22 protein-coding genes are annotated in these 23,317 nt (G+C 60.6%); 13 read left to right on the forward strand and 9 right to left on the reverse strand.

Features of this window, described 5'->3' with window-relative positions; genetic code table 11:
- From ACGHJ7_RS13115 to ACGHJ7_RS13155, 9 genes are all read left to right on the forward strand, one after another.
- Positions 1–291 (forward strand): single-stranded DNA-binding protein (locus ACGHJ7_RS13115; RefSeq protein WP_390478501.1); only part of this gene is annotated, 291 nt, incomplete at its 5' end.
- A gap of 588 nt (positions 292–879) precedes the next feature.
- Positions 880–1,170 (forward strand): hypothetical protein, encoded by a 291-nt coding sequence (locus tag ACGHJ7_RS13120; RefSeq protein WP_390478504.1) that lies wholly within the window; start codon positions 880–882, stop codon positions 1,168–1,170.
- A 58-nt stretch (positions 1,171–1,228) separates the two neighbouring features.
- Positions 1,229–3,559 (forward strand): type IV secretion system DNA-binding domain-containing protein, encoded by a 2,331-nt coding sequence (locus ACGHJ7_RS13125; RefSeq protein WP_390478506.1) that lies wholly within the window; start codon positions 1,229–1,231, stop codon positions 3,557–3,559.
- Between the two features lie 211 nt (positions 3,560–3,770).
- Positions 3,771–6,797, forward strand: a complete 3,027-nt coding sequence (gene mobF / locus ACGHJ7_RS13130; protein ID WP_390478509.1) for a MobF family relaxase — start codon at positions 3,771–3,773, stop codon at positions 6,795–6,797.
- A 10-nt stretch (positions 6,798–6,807) separates the two neighbouring features.
- Positions 6,808–7,203: a hypothetical protein gene (locus ACGHJ7_RS13135; protein ID WP_390478512.1), complete on the forward strand. Its 396-nt coding sequence runs from the start codon at positions 6,808–6,810 to the stop codon at positions 7,201–7,203.
- Complete coding sequence (locus ACGHJ7_RS13140; protein ID WP_390478514.1) at positions 7,200–7,361, forward strand: hypothetical protein; 162 nt, start codon at positions 7,200–7,202, stop codon at positions 7,359–7,361. Before ACGHJ7_RS13135 ends, ACGHJ7_RS13140 begins: the two co-directional genes overlap by 4 nt.
- Positions 7,362–7,366: 5 nt before the next feature.
- A complete protein-coding gene (locus ACGHJ7_RS13145) occupies positions 7,367–7,576 on the forward strand; it encodes a hypothetical protein (protein ID WP_390478517.1) in 210 nt (69 codons plus the stop codon).
- Between the two features lie 132 nt (positions 7,577–7,708).
- Positions 7,709–8,071 (forward strand): hypothetical protein, encoded by a 363-nt coding sequence (locus ACGHJ7_RS13150; RefSeq protein ID WP_390478519.1) that lies wholly within the window; start codon positions 7,709–7,711, stop codon positions 8,069–8,071.
- Complete coding sequence (locus ACGHJ7_RS13155) at positions 8,038–8,535, forward strand: hypothetical protein (protein WP_390478520.1); 498 nt, start codon at positions 8,038–8,040, stop codon at positions 8,533–8,535. The genes ACGHJ7_RS13150 and ACGHJ7_RS13155 overlap by 34 nt, the downstream gene beginning before the upstream one ends.
- A 443-nt stretch (positions 8,536–8,978) precedes the next feature.
- Here the strand turns inward: ACGHJ7_RS13155 and ACGHJ7_RS13160 are convergent, their stop codons facing one another.
- The 9 genes from ACGHJ7_RS13160 to ACGHJ7_RS13200 all read right to left on the reverse strand — a co-directional run bounded on the left by ACGHJ7_RS13160 (position 8,979) and on the right by ACGHJ7_RS13200 (position 19,653).
- Positions 8,979–9,821, reverse strand: a complete 843-nt coding sequence (locus ACGHJ7_RS13160) for a sterol desaturase family protein (RefSeq protein WP_390478524.1) — start codon at positions 9,819–9,821, stop codon at positions 8,979–8,981.
- Positions 9,822–9,893: 72 nt separating this feature from the next.
- Complete coding sequence (locus ACGHJ7_RS13165; protein WP_390478527.1) at positions 9,894–10,619, reverse strand: AraC family transcriptional regulator; 726 nt, start codon at positions 10,617–10,619, stop codon at positions 9,894–9,896.
- A gap of 74 nt (positions 10,620–10,693) precedes the next feature.
- The gene (locus ACGHJ7_RS13170) at positions 10,694–11,857 is read right to left on the reverse strand and encodes a cytochrome P450 (protein ID WP_390478530.1); all 1,164 of its coding nucleotides are present in this window, start codon (positions 11,855–11,857) and stop codon (positions 10,694–10,696) included.
- A gap of 242 nt (positions 11,858–12,099) precedes the next feature.
- Positions 12,100–12,735 carry a peroxiredoxin gene (locus ACGHJ7_RS13175; protein ID WP_390478533.1) on the reverse strand — a complete coding sequence of 212 codons (636 nt, stop codon included), beginning with the start codon at positions 12,733–12,735 and terminating at the stop codon, positions 12,100–12,102.
- A 194-nt stretch (positions 12,736–12,929) separates the two neighbouring features.
- A complete protein-coding gene (gene lspA, locus ACGHJ7_RS13180) occupies positions 12,930–13,373 on the reverse strand; it encodes a signal peptidase II (protein ID WP_390478535.1) in 444 nt (147 codons plus the stop codon).
- A gap of 32 nt (positions 13,374–13,405) precedes the next feature.
- Entirely contained in the window at positions 13,406–14,800 is a 1,395-nt protein-coding gene (locus tag ACGHJ7_RS13185) for an aldehyde dehydrogenase family protein (RefSeq protein WP_390478538.1), read from the reverse strand.
- Positions 14,797–16,437, reverse strand: a complete 1,641-nt coding sequence (locus ACGHJ7_RS13190; protein WP_390478540.1) for an acetolactate synthase large subunit — start codon at positions 16,435–16,437, stop codon at positions 14,797–14,799. Before ACGHJ7_RS13190 ends, ACGHJ7_RS13185 begins: the two co-directional genes overlap by 4 nt.
- A gap of 616 nt (positions 16,438–17,053) precedes the next feature.
- The gene (locus ACGHJ7_RS13195) at positions 17,054–18,994 is read right to left on the reverse strand and encodes an FTR1 family protein (RefSeq protein WP_390478543.1); all 1,941 of its coding nucleotides are present in this window, start codon (positions 18,992–18,994) and stop codon (positions 17,054–17,056) included.
- A complete protein-coding gene (locus ACGHJ7_RS13200; protein WP_390478546.1) occupies positions 18,991–19,653 on the reverse strand; it encodes a cation transporter in 663 nt (220 codons plus the stop codon). The genes ACGHJ7_RS13195 and ACGHJ7_RS13200 overlap by 4 nt, the downstream gene beginning before the upstream one ends.
- Before the next feature lie 86 nt (positions 19,654–19,739).
- Here ACGHJ7_RS13200 and ACGHJ7_RS13205 point away from each other — a divergent pair, with 86 nt between their 5' ends.
- The 4 genes from ACGHJ7_RS13205 (at position 19,740) to ACGHJ7_RS13220 (ending at position 23,307) form a co-directional block, all read left to right on the forward strand.
- On the forward strand, positions 19,740–20,153 hold the full coding sequence (locus ACGHJ7_RS13205) for a helix-turn-helix domain-containing protein (RefSeq protein WP_390478549.1): 414 nt from the start codon (positions 19,740–19,742) through the stop codon (positions 20,151–20,153).
- 329 nt (positions 20,154–20,482) lie between these two features.
- Positions 20,483–20,830: a hypothetical protein gene (locus ACGHJ7_RS13210; RefSeq protein WP_390478552.1), complete on the forward strand. Its 348-nt coding sequence runs from the start codon at positions 20,483–20,485 to the stop codon at positions 20,828–20,830.
- Positions 20,831–20,893: 63 nt separating this feature from the next.
- A complete protein-coding gene (locus ACGHJ7_RS13215; RefSeq protein WP_390478554.1) occupies positions 20,894–22,147 on the forward strand; it encodes a TolC family protein in 1,254 nt (417 codons plus the stop codon).
- 11 nt (positions 22,148–22,158) lie between these two features.
- Complete coding sequence (locus ACGHJ7_RS13220) at positions 22,159–23,307, forward strand: efflux RND transporter periplasmic adaptor subunit (RefSeq protein ID WP_390478557.1); 1,149 nt, start codon at positions 22,159–22,161, stop codon at positions 23,305–23,307.
- The last annotated feature ends 10 nt before the right edge of the window (positions 23,308–23,317 follow it).

Genomic DNA, 23,317 nt, shown 5'->3' on the forward strand with positions numbered 1-23,317 from the left:
ACCGCGATCACCGTCGTCACCGATCGCCCGGCCCGAAACGCCGAGGGCAAGACCTACAAAGATGAGAACGGATACACCGCCAAGGAAAGCGAGTTTCACCGTGTGACTTGCTTCAACGGCCTGTCCAAAACCGTTGCGGATCATTGCTCCAAAGGCCAGCTCGTTTCGGTTCAGGGCCGCATTCATTACACGCAGTGGGACGATGCCGATGGCGTCACCCGCTACGGCACCGAAATCCTCGCTGACAAGGTCGACTTCCTATCGCGCGGGAGGGGCTCAGGCGAAGACTGAGCGAGCTCAAATATTGCCAACTCTTGTGAGGCCTCGTCGCACTGCGACGGGGCCTTTTCCTTTGCAATCCGCGACCAGATTGAGCGCAATTCTGATTCTCTCGCTTTTGTCTTCGCCCGCAATCTTCGCCTGCTTCAAGCACCGGGACAGTTTGATAGCTGCTGATGGCTATTTGGTCCCCATTTCGGAACAAAGCAAGAAAAGGCGACGCAGTGATAGCTATTTGCTCACGGCCGCGCGGCCTTGTTTTAACCAACTAAATCTCTAAGAATCAGCCGACTGGGGTGGTTCGTGGCGGCATCGTTCAAATGAATGCTAGTCCCTATTGACTAAGCACACCGAACACGGCTGCGCCGTAGGTGCTTTCTGGCCAAGAGAGACGTAAAAGCAATGGCTTGGAAGGATATCCGTGCGCCGAAAGATATTTCGGGAAAAGACCCATTGGGTCGGTCGCGGATCGTTTGGCTGATAAATCAAAACCTTACCGCCGAAATATCTTTCGGATGCAATGCCGCTTCCCTTTCGATTTCGGCGCGCCTATAACGGTCTCGCGATAGAGAAACCATGCACAACCCGTCAGAGGTTTGCATGGCCAGTACTTACAAAGGCATCGGAGTGGGTTTTTCCCCCGATGCTCTCGAAGCCCTCGACGCTTACGCGGATGCTCAAGGCATAACCCGCGCAGAGGCGATCCGCACTGCCGTTAGCATTGGGCTCCCCATGCTCAAGCTGGGCATTGCGCTCAATGGGCAACGCGCCCTTACCATCCTCGAGCATACCCAGCTTGCTCTCTCGCTACTGGTCGAACGGCAATATCCGGAAGACAGCGACGAACTGATCCGCGCGGCCATGCGCAATGTGCGAGAGCACCATGCGTGAGGATATCCGATACAACAAGCAAGCGATCACTCTGACGCACGCTTCGGCGCGCGGAAAAGTGAAGCGAAACGCAGGCAATTTCACCCGCGGATCGCAGCTCTTCCATCACGAGATCCTGATGACATGGGCGGGTATCAGGATTCCGCTCTATACGTGGATCGGGACCACCACTCTGCTCCTCGTCGTGCTCGGCTATTTCACGTTCGAAAATCACGAGGTTCATCTCGTTTTGATGAAGCTCCTTTCATCGGTCTGGGAATGGATGTCGCTGGACCCAATGAAAGCGATCAACCTGACGCTTCCCTCGGGCCGGATCGTGCAGGGAACGATGGCGATGGTTCCTCACCATCCCGCCGTCGAAGCGGCGTGGTCGCGCGCTGTTCAGGTCACCGTTTCATCGATGCTCGGAGCGGCATTCATCTGCGTTCCGCTCACGGTCTGGTTCATCGACTTTTCGCGCAAGCGGGGATCCGATATCCTGACCGAACGGCATGAGCGCGGCGCGGTCCTCGTCGAGCGTCCGACACTCAAAAATTCGATCCTCGCTCACAATTGGTGCGAGCATCGGAAGGAATGCCTGTCCCGCAATCCGCCCGAGGATCCGAAAGCCGTTCTGAAGGAGCCGCTGAAGGATCGCATCCGGCGTGGTCTGCATCACCCGTATCGTCTTGCCGGACTGCCCTATCCATGGCGCCTCGAACAGAGCCACGCCATGTTCATCGGCACGACCGGCGCGGGCAAGACCACCGAACTGAAAAAACTGGTCATGCAGGCGCGCGAGCGCGGCCATCGCTGCGTCATCTTCGACCTCACCGGAACGTTCGTCGAAAGCTTCTACGACGAGGACACCGACGTGATCCTCAACCCGATGGACAAGCGCTGCAAGCCCTGGTCCATTTTCAACGACTGCGACAACTATGCCGAGTTCATGAGCGCTGCCACGGCGCTGGTTCCCAGCGGTCAAAGCGTCGAAGACGATTTCTGGCAGAAGTCGGCCCGCACGCTGATGGTCGAAATGTGCGTGAAGATGCTCGGGATGGGCGTCCGGTCGAATGGCGGTCTCGCGTACTTTCTCATGATGTCGAACCTCAAAGCGATCCACGCGCAGCTCGAGGGCACGGTCGCCGGTCCGATGATGTCGCCTTCCGCCGCGAAGATGGCGGAATCGATCCGCACTACCTTCATCGCCAACGCCAATGCCTTCCGCTTTCTTCCTGAACCAAAACCCGGCGAGGACAGCTTTTCGATCAGGAAATGGATGACCGAGGATGTGAAGGAAGGCTCGATCCTCTTCATCACCTCCACCCACCCCGATCTCGTTCTCAATCGCCCGCTGCTGACGCTGTGGATGGACCTGGCGGTGAACGCGGTGTTCAGGATGGGCCGCAGCCGCAACCTGCGCACTTGGTTCCTCATCGACGAGGTTCATGCGCTCCATCGTCTTCCCGCGATCGATCACGGTCTTCAGACCGCCCGCGCATTTGGCGGTGCCTTCGTCCTCGGAATGCATTCCTTCGATAAGCTTGAAGAGACCTACGGCGAGCACGGCGCGACCAATCTCGCTTCGCTCGCCGGCACCAAGCTGATCCTCAAGACGGCGGATCCGGAAACTTCGCGGCGATGCTCAGAATTCATCGGCAGCCGCGAGGTTCGCCAGATGGATGAAGCCTATTCCTACGGCTACAACAACAGCCGCGATGCCTCGACGATCACGCCGCGCACGGACGTCAAGGAACTCGTCATGCCCGACGATATCGGCAACCTTCCGAGCCTCAGTGGCTTCATCAAATTTCCGGATGGTTTCCCCGCGGCCAGAATCCGGCTGAGCTGGAAGGATTATCCCGAGCGTGCCGAGGGCTTCCAACGCGTTACCGACATGCGCGCGGCGCAATACGTGCCGACTGATGAAGAAGCCGCGGAAATGGGTGTCGATGGGCGCGAGGGGGAGGGGCCGGACAATCTGCCGAAGGACAGCCGCGGTGGAGTCGATGTCGTGCTCAGCCAGGCGGAACTCGAAGCGGAAAGGTTGCGCGAGGAGGTGGAGGGTTCGCTCGACCGTTCGGTGGAGCAGACCACGGCCGAACTGCAGCACAGGACGGATGCCAGGGACGTAGTCGACGGAACCAGCGACCAGCGCGATCATGACGACCTGTCGAAGTTCAAGCACACCGGCAAGCGCGACGAGCGCGAGCGCCAGCGCCTGGCACAACGCGACGTTGAAGAGCGCGACGCGACCAATCGCAACGCCCTCGCACAGGTGCGCCAGTCGAGGGGGCGCGAAGACGGGCAGGAGAGCGTCCTGGAGCGCGAGAACCGCCAGGGGTTCGGCCGCGAGAGGGACGAGCGCGCGGACGTCTCGATCGACGAGGATCAGGAGCTGGGCCGATGACCGTCTCGCGTTGCATCCTTTTCTGTCGGGACGGCCGCCGCCCGGCGATCGGCCAGCGGCTGTGCTGTGTGCGGACCGCATCCGGCAGGACGCGGGGCGATATTGCGCGCGTTTGCGGTGAATACGGGCTCGGCCTCCTTGCGGGAGCTGGAGATCGGTCGATGTTCTTCGAAAAGCGAACCCCCGCTCCGTTTAGGATCGGGCCGGCCTGATGTTGTCGGTGGCATCCGTTTCGTCCGCAGGGGGCGCTGCGAACTACTTCGCCAAGGACGACTATTACGTCGGCGATGGACCGGCCGAGCTCAGCGAATGGGGCGGCAAGGGTGCCGAGGCGCTGGGCCTGAGCGGACCGGTGACGAAGGAGGACTTCGAGAGGGTTCTGGATGGGAAGCTGCCGGATGGCACTGTGGTCAACGGAAACGAGAACCGTAGAGCCGGAATCGACCTGACATTCTCGATGCCGAAGTCCGCGAGCCTCATGGCGCAGCTCGGCGGGGACAAGCGGGTCCTGCTTGCGCAGGACCATGCGGTGAAGGCGACGATGGCCTATCTCGAGAAGCATTTCGCCGAGGCGCGCGACTATTCCCGCAACCCGAACGGCGAAGCCGTCCGGACCGGCAAGTTGCTCTACGCCCTGTTCCAGCACGATACGAGCCGCAAGCTCGATCCCCAGAACCACACCCACGCCGTCATCGCCGCGATGACGCAGGACAAGGCGGGCAACTGGAAAGCGCTCTGGAACGGCGAAATCTGGAAGAACAATTCGGTTCTTGGCTCGATCTACAACGCGGCTCTGCGCACCAATCTTGAGAAGCTGGGCTACCGGACGGAACTCACCGGCAAGCACGGGCAGTTCGAGATCAAGGGTGTCTCGCGCGAGGTCATCGAAGCCTTCAGCCAGCGCCGTCTGGACATACTGGCAACCGCCGAGAAGCTTGGCCGGAGTGCCCGCGATGCCGAGTTCCTGCGCGGTGTCACCAGGAACACCCGCGACCCCAAACTCAATCCGGACGACAAACAGGCGCTTCGCCTCGAATGGGCGAAGCGCGCCGAAGGGCTGGGTTTCGACGCGAAGGCGATGGTCGAGCAGGCGCGGTTGCGTGCGGTCGACGGACGCGAAGCGCCCTTGGGCAATGTCGAACGGGTCCGCACGGTGATCGCATCGATCCAGGAGACGGCGAAGCTCTACACCCGCCCGGCGGACGAACTCACCACGAACGGCCTCCAGCGCGCGGCGCTGACGCCGACGCAGCTGCGATCCGAACTTGCGACGGCGTCCGCCGTGCGTGTCCTCGGGGAGCGGGAGACGTCCTGGACGAAGGGCGAGCTGGTTAAGACCGCGCTCGACCTCGGCATCGAGGGCGTGACGGCCGAGGGCGTCGAGGCGCGCATGGAAGCACTTCTCGATAAGCGCCAGATGCTCCCGGGCAAGAGCGGACGGCTCGACGGTGCGATCGAGAAATACACAACGCCCGAACATGCGGCGATCGAACGCGCCACTCTCGCCAACGTAGCGGCGGGCAGGGGCGCAAGCGCCGCGATGATCGCGGCAGGCGATGCTCCTGGTCGCTTGCGCGCCGTGGCCGGCGAACACGACCTCAATGCCGAACAGATCGCCGCCGGTACGCTGGCGCTGTCGAGCGACGACCGGACCGTCGTCATCCAGGGCGTCGCGGGCGCCGGCAAGACAACTCTCATTTCCGCGATTGCGAGCGTCGCGCGCGAAGAGGGAAGGGCGGTGATCGGCCTCGCCTTCGCGAACAAGATGGTCAACGACCTTCGCAACGAGACCGAACTGCGCACATCCAACGGCGAGCAGGCGAAAGGCGAAATCGAGGCGAAGACCGTCTCCTCGTTCGTCAACCAGCATTTGAAGGGCGCGCTCCACGGGCGAGGACCGACCTTCGAAGCCTCGCGCGCGGCGCTGCAGGGCAAGATCCTCGTTCTCGACGAATCCTCGCTGGTCGCGAACAAGCCGATGAACGACCTCCTCACGATCGCCAATCGCCTGGGCGTCGAGAAGCTGGTGCTGATCGGTGACAAGGCCCAGCTGCAGCCGATCGAGGCGGGCAAGAGCTTCGCGCTGATCCAGGCGGACAATCCCGCTCTCGCGCGGCTCGATACGAGCCTGCGGCAGCGCACCGATCATATGAAGGAAGCCGCTGGCCTCGCCCGCGCGGGCAGGTTCCGCGAGAGTTTCGCATCGCTCGGCGACAAGCTGGTCGAGGCGGGGAAGGATCATCTCGAGGTCGCGGCGAAGACATGGCTCGATCTCTCGCCGGAAGACCGGGAGCGGACCGCGATCTATTCCTCCGGCCGCGACGCGCGTGCCACCCTCAATCGAATGATCCAGGACGGCCTGCGCGCCGAAGGGGCGATCAAAGGCGAGGGGCTCGAGGTCGATACCCTCAGACCGGCCCATGCGACGCGCGAGGAGCTTCGGTTCGCCGGGACCTATGCCAGGGGTCAGCTGCTCGAGGTCATGCGTCAAAAGGCTCCGGGAGGCCTCTCACGCGGCCGCTACGACGTCGAGGGCGTCGACGAGAAGGGCAGGGTGCTCTTGCGCGACGAGAACGGCAGACTGAAGCGTTTCGATCCCTCGCGCATCGATCCGGCCGACAAGCGCGACGCGCTGCGCCTCTCGGAAAGGACCAGCGAGACGATCCACGAAGGCGACAAGGTCCGTTGGACCGAGAAGGACGATGCCCGCAAGCTGATGAAATCCGAGGAAGCGAAGATCCTCGGGATCAAGGACGGCGTCGTCTCGGTCGAGAACCGGCATGGCGAAACGGTCGAACTCAAGCCGAACGACAAGATGCTCGAGCGCATGGGCCTCGCCTACGCGATCAACATGCATCAGGCGCAGGGCGATACGCGCGACATGGCGATCGGCGAGATGCACTCCTCCGCCCGCCATCTCTCCAACCAGCGCCTCGCGCTCGTGATGATGACGCGCGTGCGCGACGACATCACCATCGTCACGAACGATAAGGACCGGTTGCTCGCCCAGATCGGTCGCAACCCCGGAGACAAGACCAGCGCGCTCGAGACGCTCGGCGAGAAGAAGATCGAGAGCAGCCGCAGAGAGCCGGCGGCGGATCGCTTCAATCCGAGGATCCCGGAGCACCTCAAGGTCGGGGAGGCGAGCGCTGGCCGACTGCCTTCGGTCGATCGGGAGAGTCTGCGCGCGGTGCCGCAGATCGACCTGCCCGAACGCAATATCGAACGCACCCGATAGGAGACGGATCATGCCCGAATATCAAGCCAGTCTGGATGCTGGAAACCCGCAGAGCGACAGTCTCATGGGGGTCCTGTCGCAACAGCCGACCCTTACCAGTTTCGTGAAGCAGGCGGGGCTGCAGGAAGTGGCGAATATGGTGGAGGGGGATAATTTTGTGGTGTGCGACCTGGAGCTTCACGGCGTCCAGGGATGCGCCGACATGCGCGAGATGGTCGCGAACCAGCAGATGATGGCCGAATGTGTCGCCATCGGCCTCGCGATTTTCGCCGCGGTGATGGTGGGATCGATTGCCGTGGCTTTCGTCAATCTCGTGACGACGTTCGCAGCGCCGCTCGGCGTGAACCGTGTTTACGCGATTGTCCCGCGTCGGCTGAACGAAGTCCGGCGGGAGAAGGCGACATGATCGATGCGCTCCCGGGCGGGATTCAGATCAATTTGCGTCTTCCCGCTGGAGAGCGGCCGATCCGGACGAGCCTCGAGCGCCACATCGAGAACGCGCCCGGATCGGCTCAGCCCACCGAACCCAATTACCCTGGGAAGCTCCTCAAACCTGAAGGATGATCACGATGGCGTTCGATTACGAAGACGTAGGCACATTCGGCAGCAAGCGAGCCGCCGAGGACTGGGCGCACCGCAACAAGGTGGACCTGCGCGATCTCCACATTCGCAATGCCGGAGACGATCGCGTCGAGGTCGGCATTCGCAAGAGCGGATACGACGACAGGGAAAAGTACGACAACCGCAGCGGCGAGAGGCGCGACGGCTTCTGGCGATGACGCCATGAGGGCGCGCGAGCGCCAGACAGGTCCGGGAGGAATTCACCTTCCGCGAAACCGCTCCGAAAGGAGCATCACGCGCCACCGGCGCATCAACCAGTCCGGGCAACCGGAAAAAAGAAGGAACTGGCAATGTTGAAGAAAATGATGGCCGCCGTCGCACTGGCAGGAGTTTTCATGGCCGTACCGGCAGCAGCACAGGACGCCGCACCGGCGGATGAAATGCACGAATACGCTGCCGCCACGAAGACGATCGCCGATGGGGTGGATCCGACCACCGGCAATGTTGCCCGGCAGATGCTCGATCTTGTCGCCCGGGAAGCGAGGGCGAAAGCGATGCTCGAGGGCAGTGTCGAGCGCAAGAAGCGCCATATGTCGCTGAATGAAATCGTCAAATGTCACGACTGCAAGCAGGAAAAGCAGGACTGCGGCGATCAGGCGAAATGCGACGTTCGGAATGATTGCCGGAAAGCGAAATGCCAAAAGATGGCATGAGCTTGGGAGGATGGGCCGTGATCATCGACGAGCCGCAGGTCCGATGCCCCTTCTGCAGGGGTCTTATGCCGGGATGGATGTCGCGCTATTTCGGCAAAACCTGCACGCTTTGCGCGCGGCCCCTTTTCCTGCTCCCTTTCATCTCCTCGCGATATTATCGGTCGGTTCTGAGCGCGATAGACGTCGCCAAGATCATTATGCTGCCCGTGATGGTAGGCGCGACCATATCGTTCGCCATGCGTCGTCTCGAGATCGACAGCTACGCCTGTCTCGTCGCCGGCGCTCTCCTCACCTGGGGAATGATCGATGTCTGGGACGGAACGGCAGGCCTCAGAACCGGCCTGGACAAGGTCAGAAAGCGGATTTGTCGAGGTGCCGTCGCTCGGAAGATGTCCCTCGCAAAGACCATCTTCGGATCGGCCTCGATGGTGCTGGGCGCGATCGGCCTGCTGATGGGAGGGTGAAGATGACCCCTGACGATCGCAGCTAGATGAGTTTACAGCGAGCACGGAGCGGTGTGAGCGTATGGGGCGCATGAGTGCCCGTTTATGCCGGCGACTTCCCTAACCAACCAGTTCCACTCCGATGGCCTTCCAGGCCGATCGCGAATTACGCTGCTCGGAACCGCAACATTGAGCGATCAGATCTCAACGGCTTTGGCACATGAAATCGGTGGCGGAACTTGAGCGCTCAATGCTTCCGCAGTGGGGAGAAGGCCTTATATGAGCAGTTCGCTTGCCACGGTAATTTTGGGTTGCGTCGTCGCTGTCCGGCCATTGGGCGACATATTGGATTTTTCCGGCATGCCGAAGAGCGGAGCGAGGGCACGGCAGCCGGTCGGTAATGCGAAGGATGGTTGCTGGTCCGTCATGCCCATTCTTCGCTCGGGCGCCAAGCGCCGGCAAGTCTACGCCTGCGTTCTAAATGGTTCAGCCAACTGCGCCAGGTACGCATTAGGATAATCTTCGATGCCAGCGAGGCCGATGGTCCCGGCTTTGATATGATTGCTCGATCCGAACCGTGCAGTGCCGAGCAGAACGTCCCATAGCGTCAGGAAGAGGCCGAAATTGACGTCGCCGTCCGTCTGGGACGCAAGGTGATGGTGCCGATGGACAGGAGCGACGGCCCAGACATATGCCAAGGGCCCGACCCGCATGTCGACATTCGAATGCTGCAACTGGAGCTGGATCAGCACAGCGAAGGAAGCCACGGTGGCGACGTCGAGAGGAATTCCCAGAAGAAGCCAGGGCAATGCACCTGCGGAAACCTCGATAAACTGGTGGAATGGATGCTTCAGTAAACCGTTGAAGCCGTACATGCGGCGTACCGAATGATGCACGGCATGAAAACGCCAGAGAAACGAAACCCTGTGACTGGCGAAATGGGCAAGGGTTATCCCTACGTCGAGAAGCACGATCGCGATGGCCACATCGGCCCATAAGGGCAGCGTCGTTGGCCAGGCCGATCCCCAGGGGACAAGGCTTGCGATGAGCGGAAGAAGCAGCACCATAGCCACAAGAGACCCTTCGTTTACAAGGGCATGCAAAACGTCCCGTCGGCCATCCCCATGGCTCGAATTCCACTGATTTTCAAAAGGCGCGATACGCTCGGCGGCGAGCGAGGTCCCAATCGCGGCGATGATCAGAACGAACAGCCAGGCTGGCGAACTACCCGAGGACACGAGCGCTGTAGCTCCCCCGACAAAGCCGAAAAAATAGAGCGGGGCATAGAGATAACGAAAAACGGCCACTGGAGCCTCCATCAAACGATGGATCCATTTACGCTCCCGTCGCCCACCGGTCTTGAACGTTTCGCTGGTGTCTTAACGCACGATGGCAATCTCGATTTTTGCAAGACCCTGTGATGGCGTCACGCCGAACCATTCGACCAAACGACGGGTAAAATGCGCTTGATCGGAAAACCCACCTGCGACCGCGGCGGCAGCGACACTGTGAGACTGGTGAAAACCTTCGATGGCACGCTGAACCTGTAGCCATTGCAGGAGCTTGGCCGTCGGCACTCCAAAATCCCGAACAGCAATCTCCCGCAGCCGCGTGGTGGAAACGCCAACGGCTTTGGCCAATTCCGAAGGTGTTGCCCCGGGTTCGATCCGTTGCAGAGTAGAGCGGAGGCGCGGGTCGATTTGGCTCGAACTCTTCCGGTTCAGAAAGCCCTCTATCCATTTGCGTGCCTCGTTCCCGGATCGAATCAGAGCCAATGCATTCGCTTCGGCGTTCGAAAGCCGTTCCAGCCCAACACTCTTTTTGAGGTCACGGGTTCCCATGAAAAACGGATCGACATACAAATTTCGCAGGATGGCACCGGATGGCGTCAAGCGGTGAACCGTGGTGGCAGGGATGAGAACAGCTTCACCGGGCGACAAACGAAGATCTCGGTCAGCGCTGATGCTGCAAGAGTCGCCCAGCGAAAGACTGATCTGGTGTGCCAAATGACTGTGCGGCCGGTTCTCTCCTGTTCGGGCGTCGAGAAGTGCCCAGCCAAATCCGAGCATCATGCTGCCCGACCATGAGGAGTCGTTGCTTCCCAAGGAGCGATTGCGCCTCAGCTGTTGTGCAATCGGACGTTCATTTCTGACAGGTCTCAACGCGTTCCCGGTTCTCTTCAAGTCTCTTTCACAGACCGCTCACTGCGCCGGATATCCGCGAGAATGATCTTGCTGCCTGGCAGCGCCGGCATCCGGGAGCGATCAATGCGCAGGTCCTGGGCGGGGAGCCGGCATTCCATTTCGCAAAGAAGTATTCGCAACGCGCGCTCCATGACTTCGAGTACGACTGTCTCGCCGGGACAGCGATGATTTGCGGAGACATCGCCGCCGCCCTGAGGGATCAATGCGAACGCGGAAAAGTCTTCCTTGCGAAAGCGCTCCGGGTCGAAGGTTTCCGGCTCCTTCCAGAGGTGAGGATCAGTGTTGGTTGCGTGCAAGTCGAGCAGGAAACGTCGCCCGGCGGGAAACCGGATGTTTCGCCAGCGAAAGTCCTTTCGGCTTCTGGCAGCGACCGCGGGGAAGAACGGGTAGAACCGGCGCACTTCCTGCACGAAACGGCGCAATACGGAGCGATCGGATGCAGGGGCCGGGGCCACATCGGGAAACGAATGGAGAGCATGCGCCAGGAGAGTGATATAGACGGACGCCGCGACGGTTGGGCGCAGAACGTTCAGCAGTTCCACGGCGGCGATCCTGGGACTTAGCAGCGCGCCATCCTCATCCCGGTGCGCAGCAATGACAGCGAGCGCTGAATCAGCAGACGGGTCCAGACGGCGGTCACGCACATCCCTGATGACGCGAGCGAGCCAGGATTCGGAACGGCTGCGCGCGCGCCGGGCCTTAAAATGGCCGAAGCCGAGCGCTGCGGCGCGGTCGAAGAGTAGAACGAGGTCACGCGTTCGCTTGATGCGCTCTTCGGCCGGTAATGGCACTCCGGCCCAGTCGCACACTGCTTCGGCCAATAGGGGATGCAGCGCTTGGTAGAAGACTATCTGCGATGCCCGGGTCCATTCCGGCAGCTGGGCCAACCACGCTTCTTCGAATTTCTGTCCCAGAGCCTCGACACGCTCCTGCGTCAGCAACGACACGAACATCTCCTTGCGCCGCAGATGCCGCTCGCCATCCAGACCCTGGACGCCGCCCTTGCCGGTCAAGGTCGCGCGAACCGGTTCCGGCATCGCGCCGTCGCGCGACATTCGCGTTTTATCGTAGAACATCTCGGCAGCAGCTTCGCCGCGCAGGCACACGGTTCGGCGGAGCAGCAGGCGCGTTTCGAACATATCGCTTCCGCTTCTCGAACAGACTGCGCTTACGAAATCATAGGGTCGGCGCAGGAAATGAAGCGTGCTGTCGATGGGCCCTTTCGGCATCGGCTTTCCGCTCTGTTTTATGGAACGATTCATTGCCCAACACCGTCCTTTCGATTTGGCACATCAGTGCCAAGCTAGGCACAGCAAAACCAACCGGCGCGCTTTAGACTATGCTCCCGCCGATCGGTCTCGCATTGCCCTTTACGTTGCGATCAATACTGCGGCTGCGGTGTGACGCGCAGATAAGGCTTTACCGTTTCCCAGCCTTTGGGAAATTTCTCACGCGCTTCTTCATCGCTGAGCGATGGCACGATGATGACGTCCTCGCCCTGCTGCCAGTTCACCGGTGTGGCTACGCTGTGATCCGCTGTCAGTTGCAGCGAATCGATGACCCGCAAAATTTCTTCGAAATTGCGGCCCGTGCTCGCGGGATAGGTGAGCGTAAGTTTCACTTTCTTGTCGGACCCGACTACGAAGACCGAGCGCACGGTAAGAGTGTCGTCGGCCTGCGGATGGATCATTCCGTAGAGATCGGCGATTTTACGATCCGGGTCCGCGACCAGCGGAAAGTTGAGAGCATGGCCTTGGGTTTCGGCAATGTCGCCCGCCCAAGCTCGGTGATCTTCGAGCGGATCGACGCTGAGACCGATCACTTTGACGCCGCGTTTGTCGAATTCGGGCTTGAGGCGGGCAACCTCGCCGAGTTCCGTCGTGCAAACAGGAGTGAAATCCGCAGGGTGCGAGAAGAGCACCGCCCAGTCGTCACCCATCCATTCATGGAATTTAATTGTGCCATCGGTTGTGTCGGCCTCGAAATCGGGTGCGGTGTCGCCAAGTTGCAGTGTCATCGAAAATCTCCTGTGGTGAGCGCCAATGCAGCGCGAACTACACGAGCAGATGGGTGCTACAGCTACTGTAGGTGCAAGCGGGATCGAGACGAAGCGGCGTTATGGCGCGATGGACGACATTGCGAGCACGCTGGCGTCCCGACCTTCCGCACTATGCGGAAGCGTTCGTCTTTTCTCATTGCGTCCCTTCTTAATCAGCTCGTATTCGCGCTGGTTTCAGGCTGGTCTTCGCCCACCAGGACCAAAAGCCCCAGTCCCACTACGATCGCGACGTCGGCCAGATTGAATGATGGCCAATGAAAATTGCCCCAGTACAGATCGATAAAATCCCTGACGGCGCCGAACATCAGCCTGTCTGCAACGTTGCCGAGCGCTCCGCCAATCGCCAGGCTCAAGCCGAGCGCATGGATGGGGGATCGCGTTCGGATTAGCCAAATCCCGAGCATGCCCGAAAGCAGAACGCCGATCGCGATAAGGATCACGGGGGCTGCTCCACCGGCCAGTCCGAAAGCCACGCCGCTATTGGCGATGGCGACTAGATTGAAGCCCGGGAATACTGCGATCACGTTACCCGAACCAACGAAAGAATGCGCCCAGGTTTTCGACAATTGATCGAGGCTGAAGGCGGCCAGTATCAAGAGGGGCGCGAGCCGTTTTACCGCCCTCAAGGTCATAGGACGCTGGATGGTGCATTCACGACCACCATCTTTTCTTCGCTCATATCGGCCATCGTGTAACCTATACCGCCTGTTCCGAGGCCCGACTGCCGACGTCCTGCGAACGGCATCCAGTCGACGCGAAATGCGGTATGATCGTTGACCATTACGGCTGACGCGGCCAGCGTTTCGACGCAGTAATCGGCCCAGGACATTCGGTCGGTAAACACAGCCGCCTGAAAGGCGTAGGGAAGCGCGTTCGCTTGGCCGATCGCAGCATCGACGTCGTCGTATCCGTAAATGCAGACCACAGGGCCGAACACTTCCTTCTGCGATACATCGGCGTCGCACGGCGGATCGACAAGGACCGTGGGCTGGTAAAGGGTGGAACCCATGCGCTTACCCCCTGCGGCGAGCCTGGCGCCGCCCTGAACGGCTGCATCGACCCAGGATGCGACGCGGTCGACTTCGGCAGGACGAATGAGCGGACCGCATTGGGTTTCCGCTTTGGTCGGATCGCCCACAGTCAGTGCCTCTGCTCCCGCAGCGAGCTCGGCAGCGAAGTCCGGCAATTCGGCGCGCGGAACGAACACCCGCTGCACCGAGACGCAGACCTGACCAGAATGATAAAAGCCGCCTTTCAGGAGAGGAGGAATTACCTTGGCGTGCGCAACGCTGTCATCGACGATGACCGGGGCCGCGCCCCCATGTTCAAGCGCCAAGCGCGTGCCAGGGGCCAGTTTGGAGCGGAGCATCCAGCCAACTCTGGCCGAACCGATGAAGGAGAAGAATGCAGTTCGCGGATCGGTGACCATTTTTTCGGCGACCCCGTCCGAGCACGGCACGAAACGGCACCAACTTTCATCGAGTCCGGCTTCATAAAGGATTTCGACGAAGCTCTTGCAGGAAAGCGGCGTGTCCTTGGCCGGTTTCACCAATACAGGGCATCCGCTTGCAACCGCCGGTCCCACCTGATGGGCGATCAGGTTCAGAGGGTGATTGAAAGCGGAGATCGCCACGACCGGCCCGATCGGCTCACGGAAAGTACAAGCTTTGCGTCCTGCCCCCGCCTGCGTCAGGTCCATCGGGATTTCACGCCCGCCGCTGGCAAACAATTCGTGTATGCACAATTCGACGCTCTGAATGGCGCGACTGGTCTCCACGCGCGCGTCGACGATGGGTTTACCGCCCTCGAGCGCAATCTGCATTGCCAGTGTCTCCGCGCGCTCGCGCATCAGCCCGCTGGCGCGCTGCAGGATGGCGATGCGTTCATGCGCGGGGAGCCGCGCTTGTCGGTCTTCGTGCAGCGCGCGCGCCTCGTCGAGCCAACGATCGACTTGCGGCCAGTCGACCAGCTCAACGCTGCCAATGCATTCCTGGTCGTAGGGATTGAGGACCTGCCACGTCATTGGGGACACTCCATCGCCTTGAGTTCATCGATCAGAACTTTGCGGTTCTCGGAGTAATCCACCGGCAAGTCGACGAGGTGAACGCCGCCGCTTTCAAACGCTTCATTCAAGGTCGGTACCAGTGCTTCGCTGCTTTCGATCCGGTGGCCCGTCGCACCATAACTCTTCGCATAGGTAACGAAGTCGGGGTTGGCGAAGCTCAGACCGTAATCGGGAAAGCCAAGTTCTTCCTGCTTCCACCGGATCATACCGTAAGCGGAATCATTGAGGATGAGTACGACGAGGTTGAGGCCGAGCCTGACCGCGGTTTCCACCTCCTGCGAATTCATCATGAACCCGCCATCGCCGCATACGGCGAGCACGCGGCGCTCGGGCGACAGCATCGCTGCCATCATCGCCGAGGGGAGACCCGCTCCCATCGTCGCCAGCGCGTTGTCGAGCAGAATCGTGTTCGGCTCATGCGCGATATAGTTGCGGGCGAACCAGATCTTGTAGATGCCGTTGTCGAGTGCGACGATGTCGTCGCGGCCCATGACCGCCCGTACATCTGCAACGATGCGCTGGGGCACCATCGGAAAGCGGCCATCGTCGCTGCCTTGGCGGATGTGCGCCGCGATGTCCTCATGGACATTAGCATAGGCGGACGGGTCACTAGGGTGTTTGCCGCGCAGCCGGTTTCCTAGTCGCTCGACAGATCCGGCAATATCGCCAATGACTTCCAGCTGCGGAAAATAGACCTGGTCGACCTCTGCGGCCTTGTAATTTATATGGATAACGGTGCGTCCGTCAGGCTCCATGAAAAAGGGCGGTTTCTCGACCACGTCATGGCCGATATTGACGATCAGGTCTGCGCGATCGATGGCACAATGAACATAGTCATCCGACGATAGAGCCGCCGTCCCAAGATATAGGGGACTTGCCTCATCGAGCACTCCCTTGCCCATTTGCGTATTGAAAAACGGAAATTGTGTATCGTCGACGAACTTTCGGAGCGCCTTGCAGGCGCTACGTCGGTTGGCCCCGGCACCAACCAGCAGCAGCGGGCGATCGGCGGCCAGAATACGCTCGGCGGCTTCGTCTAGCGCGGCATCTCCCGCCACCGCATATTGGCGGGGGTGGGGCGCCACGACCGGTTCGGAGGTTTCTTCCTCGGCAATGTCTTCGGGCAGCTCCAGCAGAACTGCACCGGGACGCTCTTCCTGTGCCCTCCTGAAACCTTCTCGCACCAGCGAGGGAATGCGTTCGCCGTTCACGATCTGCTTCGCCATCTTGCACAAGGGAGTAAAAAGCGAGACGACATCGACGATCTGGAACTGCGCCTGCTTCGAGACCTTGATGGGTTTTTGCCCGGTTATCATGACAAGCGGGAATGCGCCCAGAGCGGCATAAGCTGCGGGCGTCGTGAGGTTTGTTGCCCCGGGACCAAGCGTGGCAAGGCATACGCCGGCTTTACCGGTAAGGCGACCGTAGGTAGCCGCCATGAAACCCGCCCCTTGCTCGTGCCGGGTAACGATCAGACGGATCGACGAGGTGCGCAGCGACTCCAGGAGATCGAGGTTTTCCTCGCCCGGCACCGCGAAGACATATTCGACGCCCTCGGCTTCCAACGCGGCGACAAGAAGATCGGATGCTTTCATGGAATGGTTCTCGCGTTGGTGTGACAAGTCTTTGCTCTGCGTCTGATTCAGGATGTGCCGGTAAACTGCCGCCTCATTCCGCCGCCTCCTTGCTCGAAGGTGTATCAGCGGTACATGCAAGGCAAATTCAAGTCGGTGTAGTCCTCGAACCGCAAAAGAAGCCGCAAGGCCTCGCCTGAATATAGGACAACCGTTCCATCTAGCCCCTGTTCCGAGACTTCAGGCACTGGTCGTTGTGGGATAGAACAAAGAGCTGCCCCGCGAATCGCACGGTCAAGCTGCTTCCCGGTTCGATCGGTTGATCGCCCGTTCAGAAAAAGTGCGGCTTGCATTCATCAGACCCGTATCGTCGGCTTCTCGATGCCTTCGAAGAATTGCGAGACACCGTCGCGCAGATTGAAATTAAAAACCCGCTCGCCACTTTCTCGTTCGTCTAAACAGAGTGTAGGAATGCGAAGTTGCCAGCGCTCCGTTACCGAAGCGAGCGTCGCACTCCTGCATGTTAACAGGTCACGTCCGCCGTACGCGGCTGTTCCCAAAGCATCGGCGCCAAGCACCGCAGCCCCAAAGATAGAATGTCTATCGATTATATCGCTTCCCTGCGCCCATGGCGCAATCAACCGGTTTCGGCATGCAGTGTCCGGACTTGCATGCCCTTCCTTTTGTTGCGCCAATATCCCAGCGCAATGAGGGCGAGCGTGAGAATTTGCGCGACCACCGGCTCCAGCGCCGGTGCCACACCAAGGATTGGTATTCGGGGCAGTCCCGGAAGCGGGGTGATGCCCAGCAATCCGGCTTCCTGAAGGCCCGATATGCCCTTCCCGGCCAGAACAACGGCGAGAATGCCGATAAGGACCGAACTATACGCGAAGAAGGTTCCGAACGGCAGTCGACGGCTGTAGCGCAGCATCACCCAGGCAATCAGCGCCAGTAACACGATTGCGGCGGCAGCGCCAGCAAGAATCGCGTCGGCATGACCCTGGGTCCAGAGCGCTGCGAAGAACAGGATCGTCTCGAAGACCTCCCGGTAAACCACGAGGAACGCCAGCCCGAACAGAAACCATGCGGACCTGCGCGACAGAGCGTGCTGCATGGTCTTCTGGATATAGCGTTGCCATTCGCCGGCCTGCGATTTGCCGTGCATCCAAATGCCAACCGACAACAGTACGAGAGCGGCAAAAAGCGACCCGAACCCCTCTACCAGCTCGCGACCTGCCCCACTTATGCCGATCAGGTAAGTCGCTGCCACCCAAGTCAGGCCACCGGCGACAAGGGCCGACAGCCATCCGCCATGGACGAAGGGCAGAACTTCGGTTCTCTCGGCCTTGCGCAGGAACGCGATCATCGCGATCACGATCAGCAACGCCTCGAGCCCTTCGCGCAACAGGATCGCAAAGGCTCCTGCGAATGCCGAGGCCTCACTGGCATTGTCCGGGGCGAGAACCGTCTCGGCGTGGTAGAAAAGAACGTCGAGCGCATTCACCCTTTGGGCGACGGCGGTCACCGGATCCCCGCGACCTATTGCCGCTCGAAGCTCGGCCATGCCGGTTTCGACAGATGCGAGCAGGTCTGCATCGCGCGTGCTTAAAACGGCTTCCAAAGGTTCGAAGCCATCGAGATAGGCCGAGAGCGCGAGTTCGCGCGCTTCGGCCTTATTACCCGCTTCGTAAGCGGCAAGACTTTGCTGCAAGCGTTCGCGTGCCAAAGCGAGTGAGCCGGTCGTATCGCTGGCCACGGCTTCGGGATGAGCCCGCAAATAGGCCATAACGGCATCGGCACGCTCGGTGCCGATCGCCTCGCCAAGGGCTGCCGGGGTAAGGCCGGATAGAGCGGCGAGGTCAGGAATACGCGCCCGGATTTTCGGATCGTCGTTCCAGATCCGTCTGCCACGCTCTACATTCTCAAATGCGATCGACCCTGAATAATAGGCAAGGCTCCAGCGATCTTCCGCCGGGAGATCGGAAAAGCCCGGCATGGCCGTTCCTTCCAGCCCTTGTCCGATGACCTGATAGAGCGCGAAAGCGCTGCGCTCGCGGGCACGGATGACGTCGTCAAAAGCGATTGGCGGGGGATCGAGTCCCTCTGCGGCAGGGCCGTCGCCGCCACCGCTTGGGCCATGACAGCTTGCGCAGTTCTGGGCGTACAGTGCGGCACCTCGCGCGAGGTCGGGTGCCGCCTCGGGCGCAAGCGGAACGGGAAACGCCGCGATCAGCTCGCTTGCCAATCTGCGCGCGTCTCGCGCGACGACAGCAGGCTCCACCTTCGCCGAGATTGACTCGACGAGAGCCTCTGCATCCGCAACCAGCTGGGCACGTTGCGCGTTCGTGGGCAGGGCAGCCATGCGTTCGGCTACCGAGGCAGAAAATTCCTGCATTTCGGTATATTCCAGCTCGTTCGTGACTTCACCGCCGCTAACGGCTTCGGTGTAATCCACGGCGATGTAATCGAGCAGGCGCCAAGTCGTCTGAACCGCGTCATGCGTGCCTGCAGCAGCGGGCATTGCGACTGCGATGGACAGGAAAGCGATCAATTGGACCGCGAAAGCACGTAGCGTCATTTGGAGGCGGCCTTTCCGAGAGCCGAAGCATGTTGCGCGCGAAGTTCTTCGGTCGCGCGTTTTACAATGAGGTAAGCCGAATGAAGGAAGATCAGGGCGATCACCGCTGCGACCAGCAGATCGGGCCAAGCTTGCCCGGTCCAGGCGACCAGGGCAGCAGCGATGATCACTCCGACATTGGCGATCGCGTCATTGCGGCTGAACAGCCAGATCGCGGATACATGTGCGTCGCCTTCGCGAAACCGCATGAGCACAAGCGCAGCCGCGATGTTGACTATCAAGGCCGCGACGGCGATCCCGCCCATCAAGCCGGCTTCCGGCGCGACCGCATTAAGCGAGCGCCATACTGCGAGACCGATCACTCCAAGACCCAGCACGCCGAGAAACAGGCCCTGTGTCAGCGCGACCCGTGCGCGTGTGCGGGCGGTCCATGCAAGCGCCAGGATGCCGATCAGCGTGATCGATCCATCGCCGATAAAGTCGAGAGCGTCGGCCTTGAGCGCCTGGCTGTCCGCCAGAAACCCCCCGAAGGCCTCGACAATACCGAACCCCAGATTGAGTACGACTACTATCCAAAGCGCGCGACGATAGGCCGGGTCTGCGCCTGCTCTTTGCGTATCGCCGGTGCAGCCACAGCCCGATGTTTCATTTTCCAACATTACGCGTTAGATAACACCTACAGTTGCTGTAGAGGCAAGCCGAAATTGCGAATGGTTCGCGGTTTCAGGATTAGAGGAATGAGTTCATGCTTATCGGAGGTATCGCGAAAGCCACGGGCACGAAGGTCAACACGATCAGGTTTTATGAGGATATCGGACTGATGCCCGAAGCCGCGCGTACGGCAGCGGGGCAGCGAACCTACAAAGAGCAGGACGTCGAGCGCCTTTCCTTTATTCGGCATGCTCGAAAATTGGGGTTTTCGATCGATGAAACACGCTCGCTTTTAAGCGTGAAGGCGAGACCGGATCAGAGCTGTGACGAGGCGGGTGACATCGCTTTGCGGCACCTTCGAGCCGTGGACGAGCGCATCAGTCGGCTACAAGCGCTTCGTTCCGAACTGAGAAGTGTGGTCGCGGCCTGCACGGGCGGCGAGGTTTCCGAATGCAAAATCATCGAAACGCTTTCTCGAAACCCAGCTGCCTCTTCCGCGGGTCGCTGACGCGAAAACTATAATGGGACTATGGGCACCGAACCCAGACAGCAAAAAAGTGCTTGCACCTCCAGTCGCTGGAAGCGTTATCATCGTGATAATCAAGATTCTGATGTCGTGATCTAGGATTGGATGGCTGATTATGACGGAACTTGGGCAATTTGAATATTAATCAGCTTTCGCCTTATAAGAAGGCTGCATCTAATCCACGGAATTTGGTCGAAAAAGAAACTACTCGAACAATATTCATTGTCCGGACGCTTCGTGACAATATCACATTACAGCAACCGAGAAGATTTTTGTTTCAACTTTCGTTTCACCTTGTTAGGGGCCACAGGATGTTCGATCTGAACGCCTTGATTCCCGTCAGGATTGTCGCCGCCCTTTTGGCGGTCGCAGCGCTGATGGCGTCTCCGGCGGTCGAAGCAGCGCAATGTGCGGACGAGCTGTCAGAAATAGCCTATTCGGTCCAGATGTTCGACATTGATGCGGACGAGAGCCCGCAAAACGAAAGCCCGGAGCTGCAGGAATGCGCCCACGGGCATTGCCATCACGTCGCCGCAGCACTGAAATCGAAGCTTTTAAACGACATGCCCGACCGGCTTAACATCACGGTTGGGTCGCATATGGCCGAAGAATTATTCGGCGATGCGAGCAATTTACCCAAACGCCCTCCTCGCTCCTGACGACCTTCACTGCGCTGCTTGACGCAGCGCATTTCGAATTGTCAGCAGAGAGAGTTTTGAAAAATGCCAGCCATCAAATGGCGAGGGGTCCTGATTGCAGGGCTAACCCTCGCCGCAGTTGCCACGCCTGTGGCAGCGCAGGAGCGCGAGCTTCTGACGCTCGACGAGGCGTTGGGCCGGACAGGCGTGGTTGCCGAACCCGCTAACACCGAGTTAAACCCGCGCATCGTCGGTCCTCAAGCGGAAGCCGAGGCGGCGCAGGCTCTTGTCGGACAGGCGCGGTTGCGGCCCAACCCTGAAATATCGCTCGAGGTCGAGAACATCGCCGGGAGTGGGGCCTTCTCCGGGCTAAGCGCCACCGAATATACGCTTGCTGTCGGACAGCGGCTCGAACTTGGAGGTAAACGCGGCACACGCGTGGAGGCTGCCCGGGCGCAGGCGCAGCTGGCGGATCTGCGGGCTGACCTGGCGGGGGCCGAACTCGGCTTTCTTGTCCGTGAACGCTACGTAGCAGCGGCTGCGGCAGCGTCGCGCGTCGAACTTGCCCTCGATGTGGTTGAGCGAAACGAAGAGCTCGCCCGCATTGCTGGACTCCTCGTAGAAGTCGGGCGCGAGCCCCCGCTTCGTGCTCTTCGGGCCGAAGCGGCCTTGGCGGAAGCGCAAGCCGAACTTCAGGCCGCCGAAGCGACAAGTCTTGCAGCTCGAACAGCCCTCGCCTCGCTATGGGGCGATCAGGGGGCGCCGCCGCTTGTTCCGAGCAGGTTCCCCGGGATCGAACCGCCTGGTGCTGTAATGGCGACAGCAAGCGGTCTGCAATTGCGAGTGGCGCGTGCTGAAAGCACCGCCGCCGCCGCCGAGATCGATCGTGAGCGCAGCTTGCGCGTCCCCGATCCGGTCGTTTCGGCGGGTGTCCGGCGCTTCGAAGAAAGCAATGACAACGCATTTCTGGTCGGTGTCTCGATCCCGCTTCCCTTCTGGAATCGTAATCAGGGCAATATCGCTGCAGCCGAAGCAAGGCTGCGCGCCGCCAATGCTCGCGAGGCTGTAGCGTTGGCCGATTTCGAGCAAGCCGTGACGCGCGCACGATCGCAATATCTTGCCGCCGAAGCGCGCGTCGAGACGCTTTCCACGACATCGCTCCCCCAAGCCGAAGAGGCGTTGCGGTTGGTCCGCATCGGCTATCGCAATGGCCGTTTCCCGTTGATCGAAGTGTTGAGCGCTGCCGAAGCGCGCGATGCCATCCGCGAGGCGTTGATTGCTGCGCAAGAAGACCGGGGACAAGCTGCCGCCGAACTCATCAGGCTGGCCGCACAATGAGGAATATCCAAATGAATCGCAAAAGACTGGCGATAATCGCCGGAATTGTCATACTCCTTTCGGCCTTGATGCTGATGTTCTGGCCTGACAGCCAGGTCGACACCCACGCGGACGAAGAGGTCGCGGAGACAGAACTGCCCGAGGGGCTCGTGCTAATCGAGCAAGAGCAGATCCGTACCGCCGAGATTGAGGTCGCAGCGGTGCAGACGGGTGCCGCTGTCGAACTCGTATTTCCTGCAACGGTTGCGGCAAGTCCGACCGCCAGCGCACGCATCGATGCACGGGCTTCCGGTGTCGTGCGCAGCGTTGGCAAGACGCTTGGCGATTATGTCCGGCAGGGCGAGACCGTCGCTCGGATCGAAAGCGCCGATGCGGCTGCACTCGCTTCCCAGCTTAGTGCCGCCCGCGCCCGCGTGACCGAGCTTTCGGCGGCCTATGAACGGGAGCGCCGGCTATTCGAAGCCAACGTGACCGCACGCCAGGATCTCGAAGCGGCGCGCGCCAATCTTGACGTTGCCCGTTCCGAACTGAACCGGTCCCAGGCTGCCGTCGCCGCGGCAGGCGTGAGCGGCGATGGACGCTCGCTCGCTGTTACCAGTCCGCTTTCGGGCCGTGTGACCGCCGCTCCAATCGTGCTCGGCTCGTTCGTCGACGCCGGGGAGGAGCTTTACAGCGTGGTCAATCCCAGCGGCTTGCAGATCGAGGTTGCGCTGCCTTCCGAAGATGCTTCACGCATCCAGCCTGGCGACGAGGCTGCGTTAATCCTCGGCGATGGAAGGGAGATCGGCGCTCGCGTCCGGTCGGTAACGCCTTCGCTCGATGCCGAAAGCCGTAGCGCGACAGCGGTTCTTACCTTGACGCGCGCCGTTCCCGGTCTGCAGCCCGGCTCGTTCCTTCAGGCGCGTATTCGCCCCTCGGGCGAATTGGACCAGAGCCGTATCGCGGTACCCGAAGATGCTGTGCAGGTGCTCGAAGGACGCGACGTTGTCTTCGTGCGGACACGACGCGGATTTCAGGCTCGGGAGGTCGAGACCGGCAGCCGGTCTGCCGGAATGGTGACGATCCTCTCCGGGCTCGAGCCCGGTCAGCGGATCGCGACTGCCAATGCCTTCCTGTTGAAGTCCGAGCTCGAAAAGGAGGGCGCAGAACATGGCCATTGATCGAACCACG

Origin of the sequence: Altererythrobacter sp. MTPC7 (assembly GCF_042851395.1) — a bacterium.
Taxonomy (GTDB): domain Bacteria; phylum Pseudomonadota; class Alphaproteobacteria; order Sphingomonadales; family Sphingomonadaceae; genus CAJXSN01.

Excerpts from the sequence above, each read along its gene's own strand:
- ACGHJ7_RS13120 (WP_390478504.1), top strand. The coding sequence starts at position 880 with ATGGCCAGTACTTACAAAGGCATCGGAGTGGGTTTTTCCCCCGATGCT.
- mobF (WP_390478509.1), top strand. The coding sequence starts at position 3,771 with ATGTTGTCGGTGGCATCCGTTTCGTCCGCAGGGGGCGCTGCGAACTAC.
- ACGHJ7_RS13135 (WP_390478512.1), top strand. The coding sequence starts at position 6,808 with ATGCCCGAATATCAAGCCAGTCTGGATGCTGGAAACCCGCAGAGCGAC.
- ACGHJ7_RS13140 (WP_390478514.1), top strand. The coding sequence starts at position 7,200 with ATGATCGATGCGCTCCCGGGCGGGATTCAGATCAATTTGCGTCTTCCC.
- ACGHJ7_RS13145 (WP_390478517.1), top strand. The coding sequence starts at position 7,367 with ATGGCGTTCGATTACGAAGACGTAGGCACATTCGGCAGCAAGCGAGCC.
- ACGHJ7_RS13150 (WP_390478519.1), top strand. The coding sequence starts at position 7,709 with ATGTTGAAGAAAATGATGGCCGCCGTCGCACTGGCAGGAGTTTTCATG.
- ACGHJ7_RS13170 (WP_390478530.1), bottom strand. The coding sequence starts at position 11,857 with ATGTTCGAAACGCGCCTGCTGCTCCGCCGAACCGTGTGCCTGCGCGGC.
- ACGHJ7_RS13175 (WP_390478533.1), bottom strand. The coding sequence starts at position 12,735 with ATGACACTGCAACTTGGCGACACCGCACCCGATTTCGAGGCCGACACA.
- ACGHJ7_RS13185 (WP_390478538.1), bottom strand. The coding sequence starts at position 14,800 with ATGACGTGGCAGGTCCTCAATCCCTACGACCAGGAATGCATTGGCAGC.
- ACGHJ7_RS13190 (WP_390478540.1), bottom strand. The coding sequence starts at position 16,437 with ATGAAAGCATCCGATCTTCTTGTCGCCGCGTTGGAAGCCGAGGGCGTC.
- ACGHJ7_RS13195 (WP_390478543.1), bottom strand. The coding sequence starts at position 18,994 with ATGACGCTACGTGCTTTCGCGGTCCAATTGATCGCTTTCCTGTCCATC.
- ACGHJ7_RS13200 (WP_390478546.1), bottom strand. The coding sequence starts at position 19,653 with ATGTTGGAAAATGAAACATCGGGCTGTGGCTGCACCGGCGATACGCAA.
- ACGHJ7_RS13205 (WP_390478549.1), top strand. The coding sequence starts at position 19,740 with ATGCTTATCGGAGGTATCGCGAAAGCCACGGGCACGAAGGTCAACACG.
- ACGHJ7_RS13210 (WP_390478552.1), top strand. The coding sequence starts at position 20,483 with ATGTTCGATCTGAACGCCTTGATTCCCGTCAGGATTGTCGCCGCCCTT.
- ACGHJ7_RS13215 (WP_390478554.1), top strand. The coding sequence starts at position 20,894 with ATGCCAGCCATCAAATGGCGAGGGGTCCTGATTGCAGGGCTAACCCTC.
- ACGHJ7_RS13220 (WP_390478557.1), top strand. The coding sequence starts at position 22,159 with ATGAATCGCAAAAGACTGGCGATAATCGCCGGAATTGTCATACTCCTT.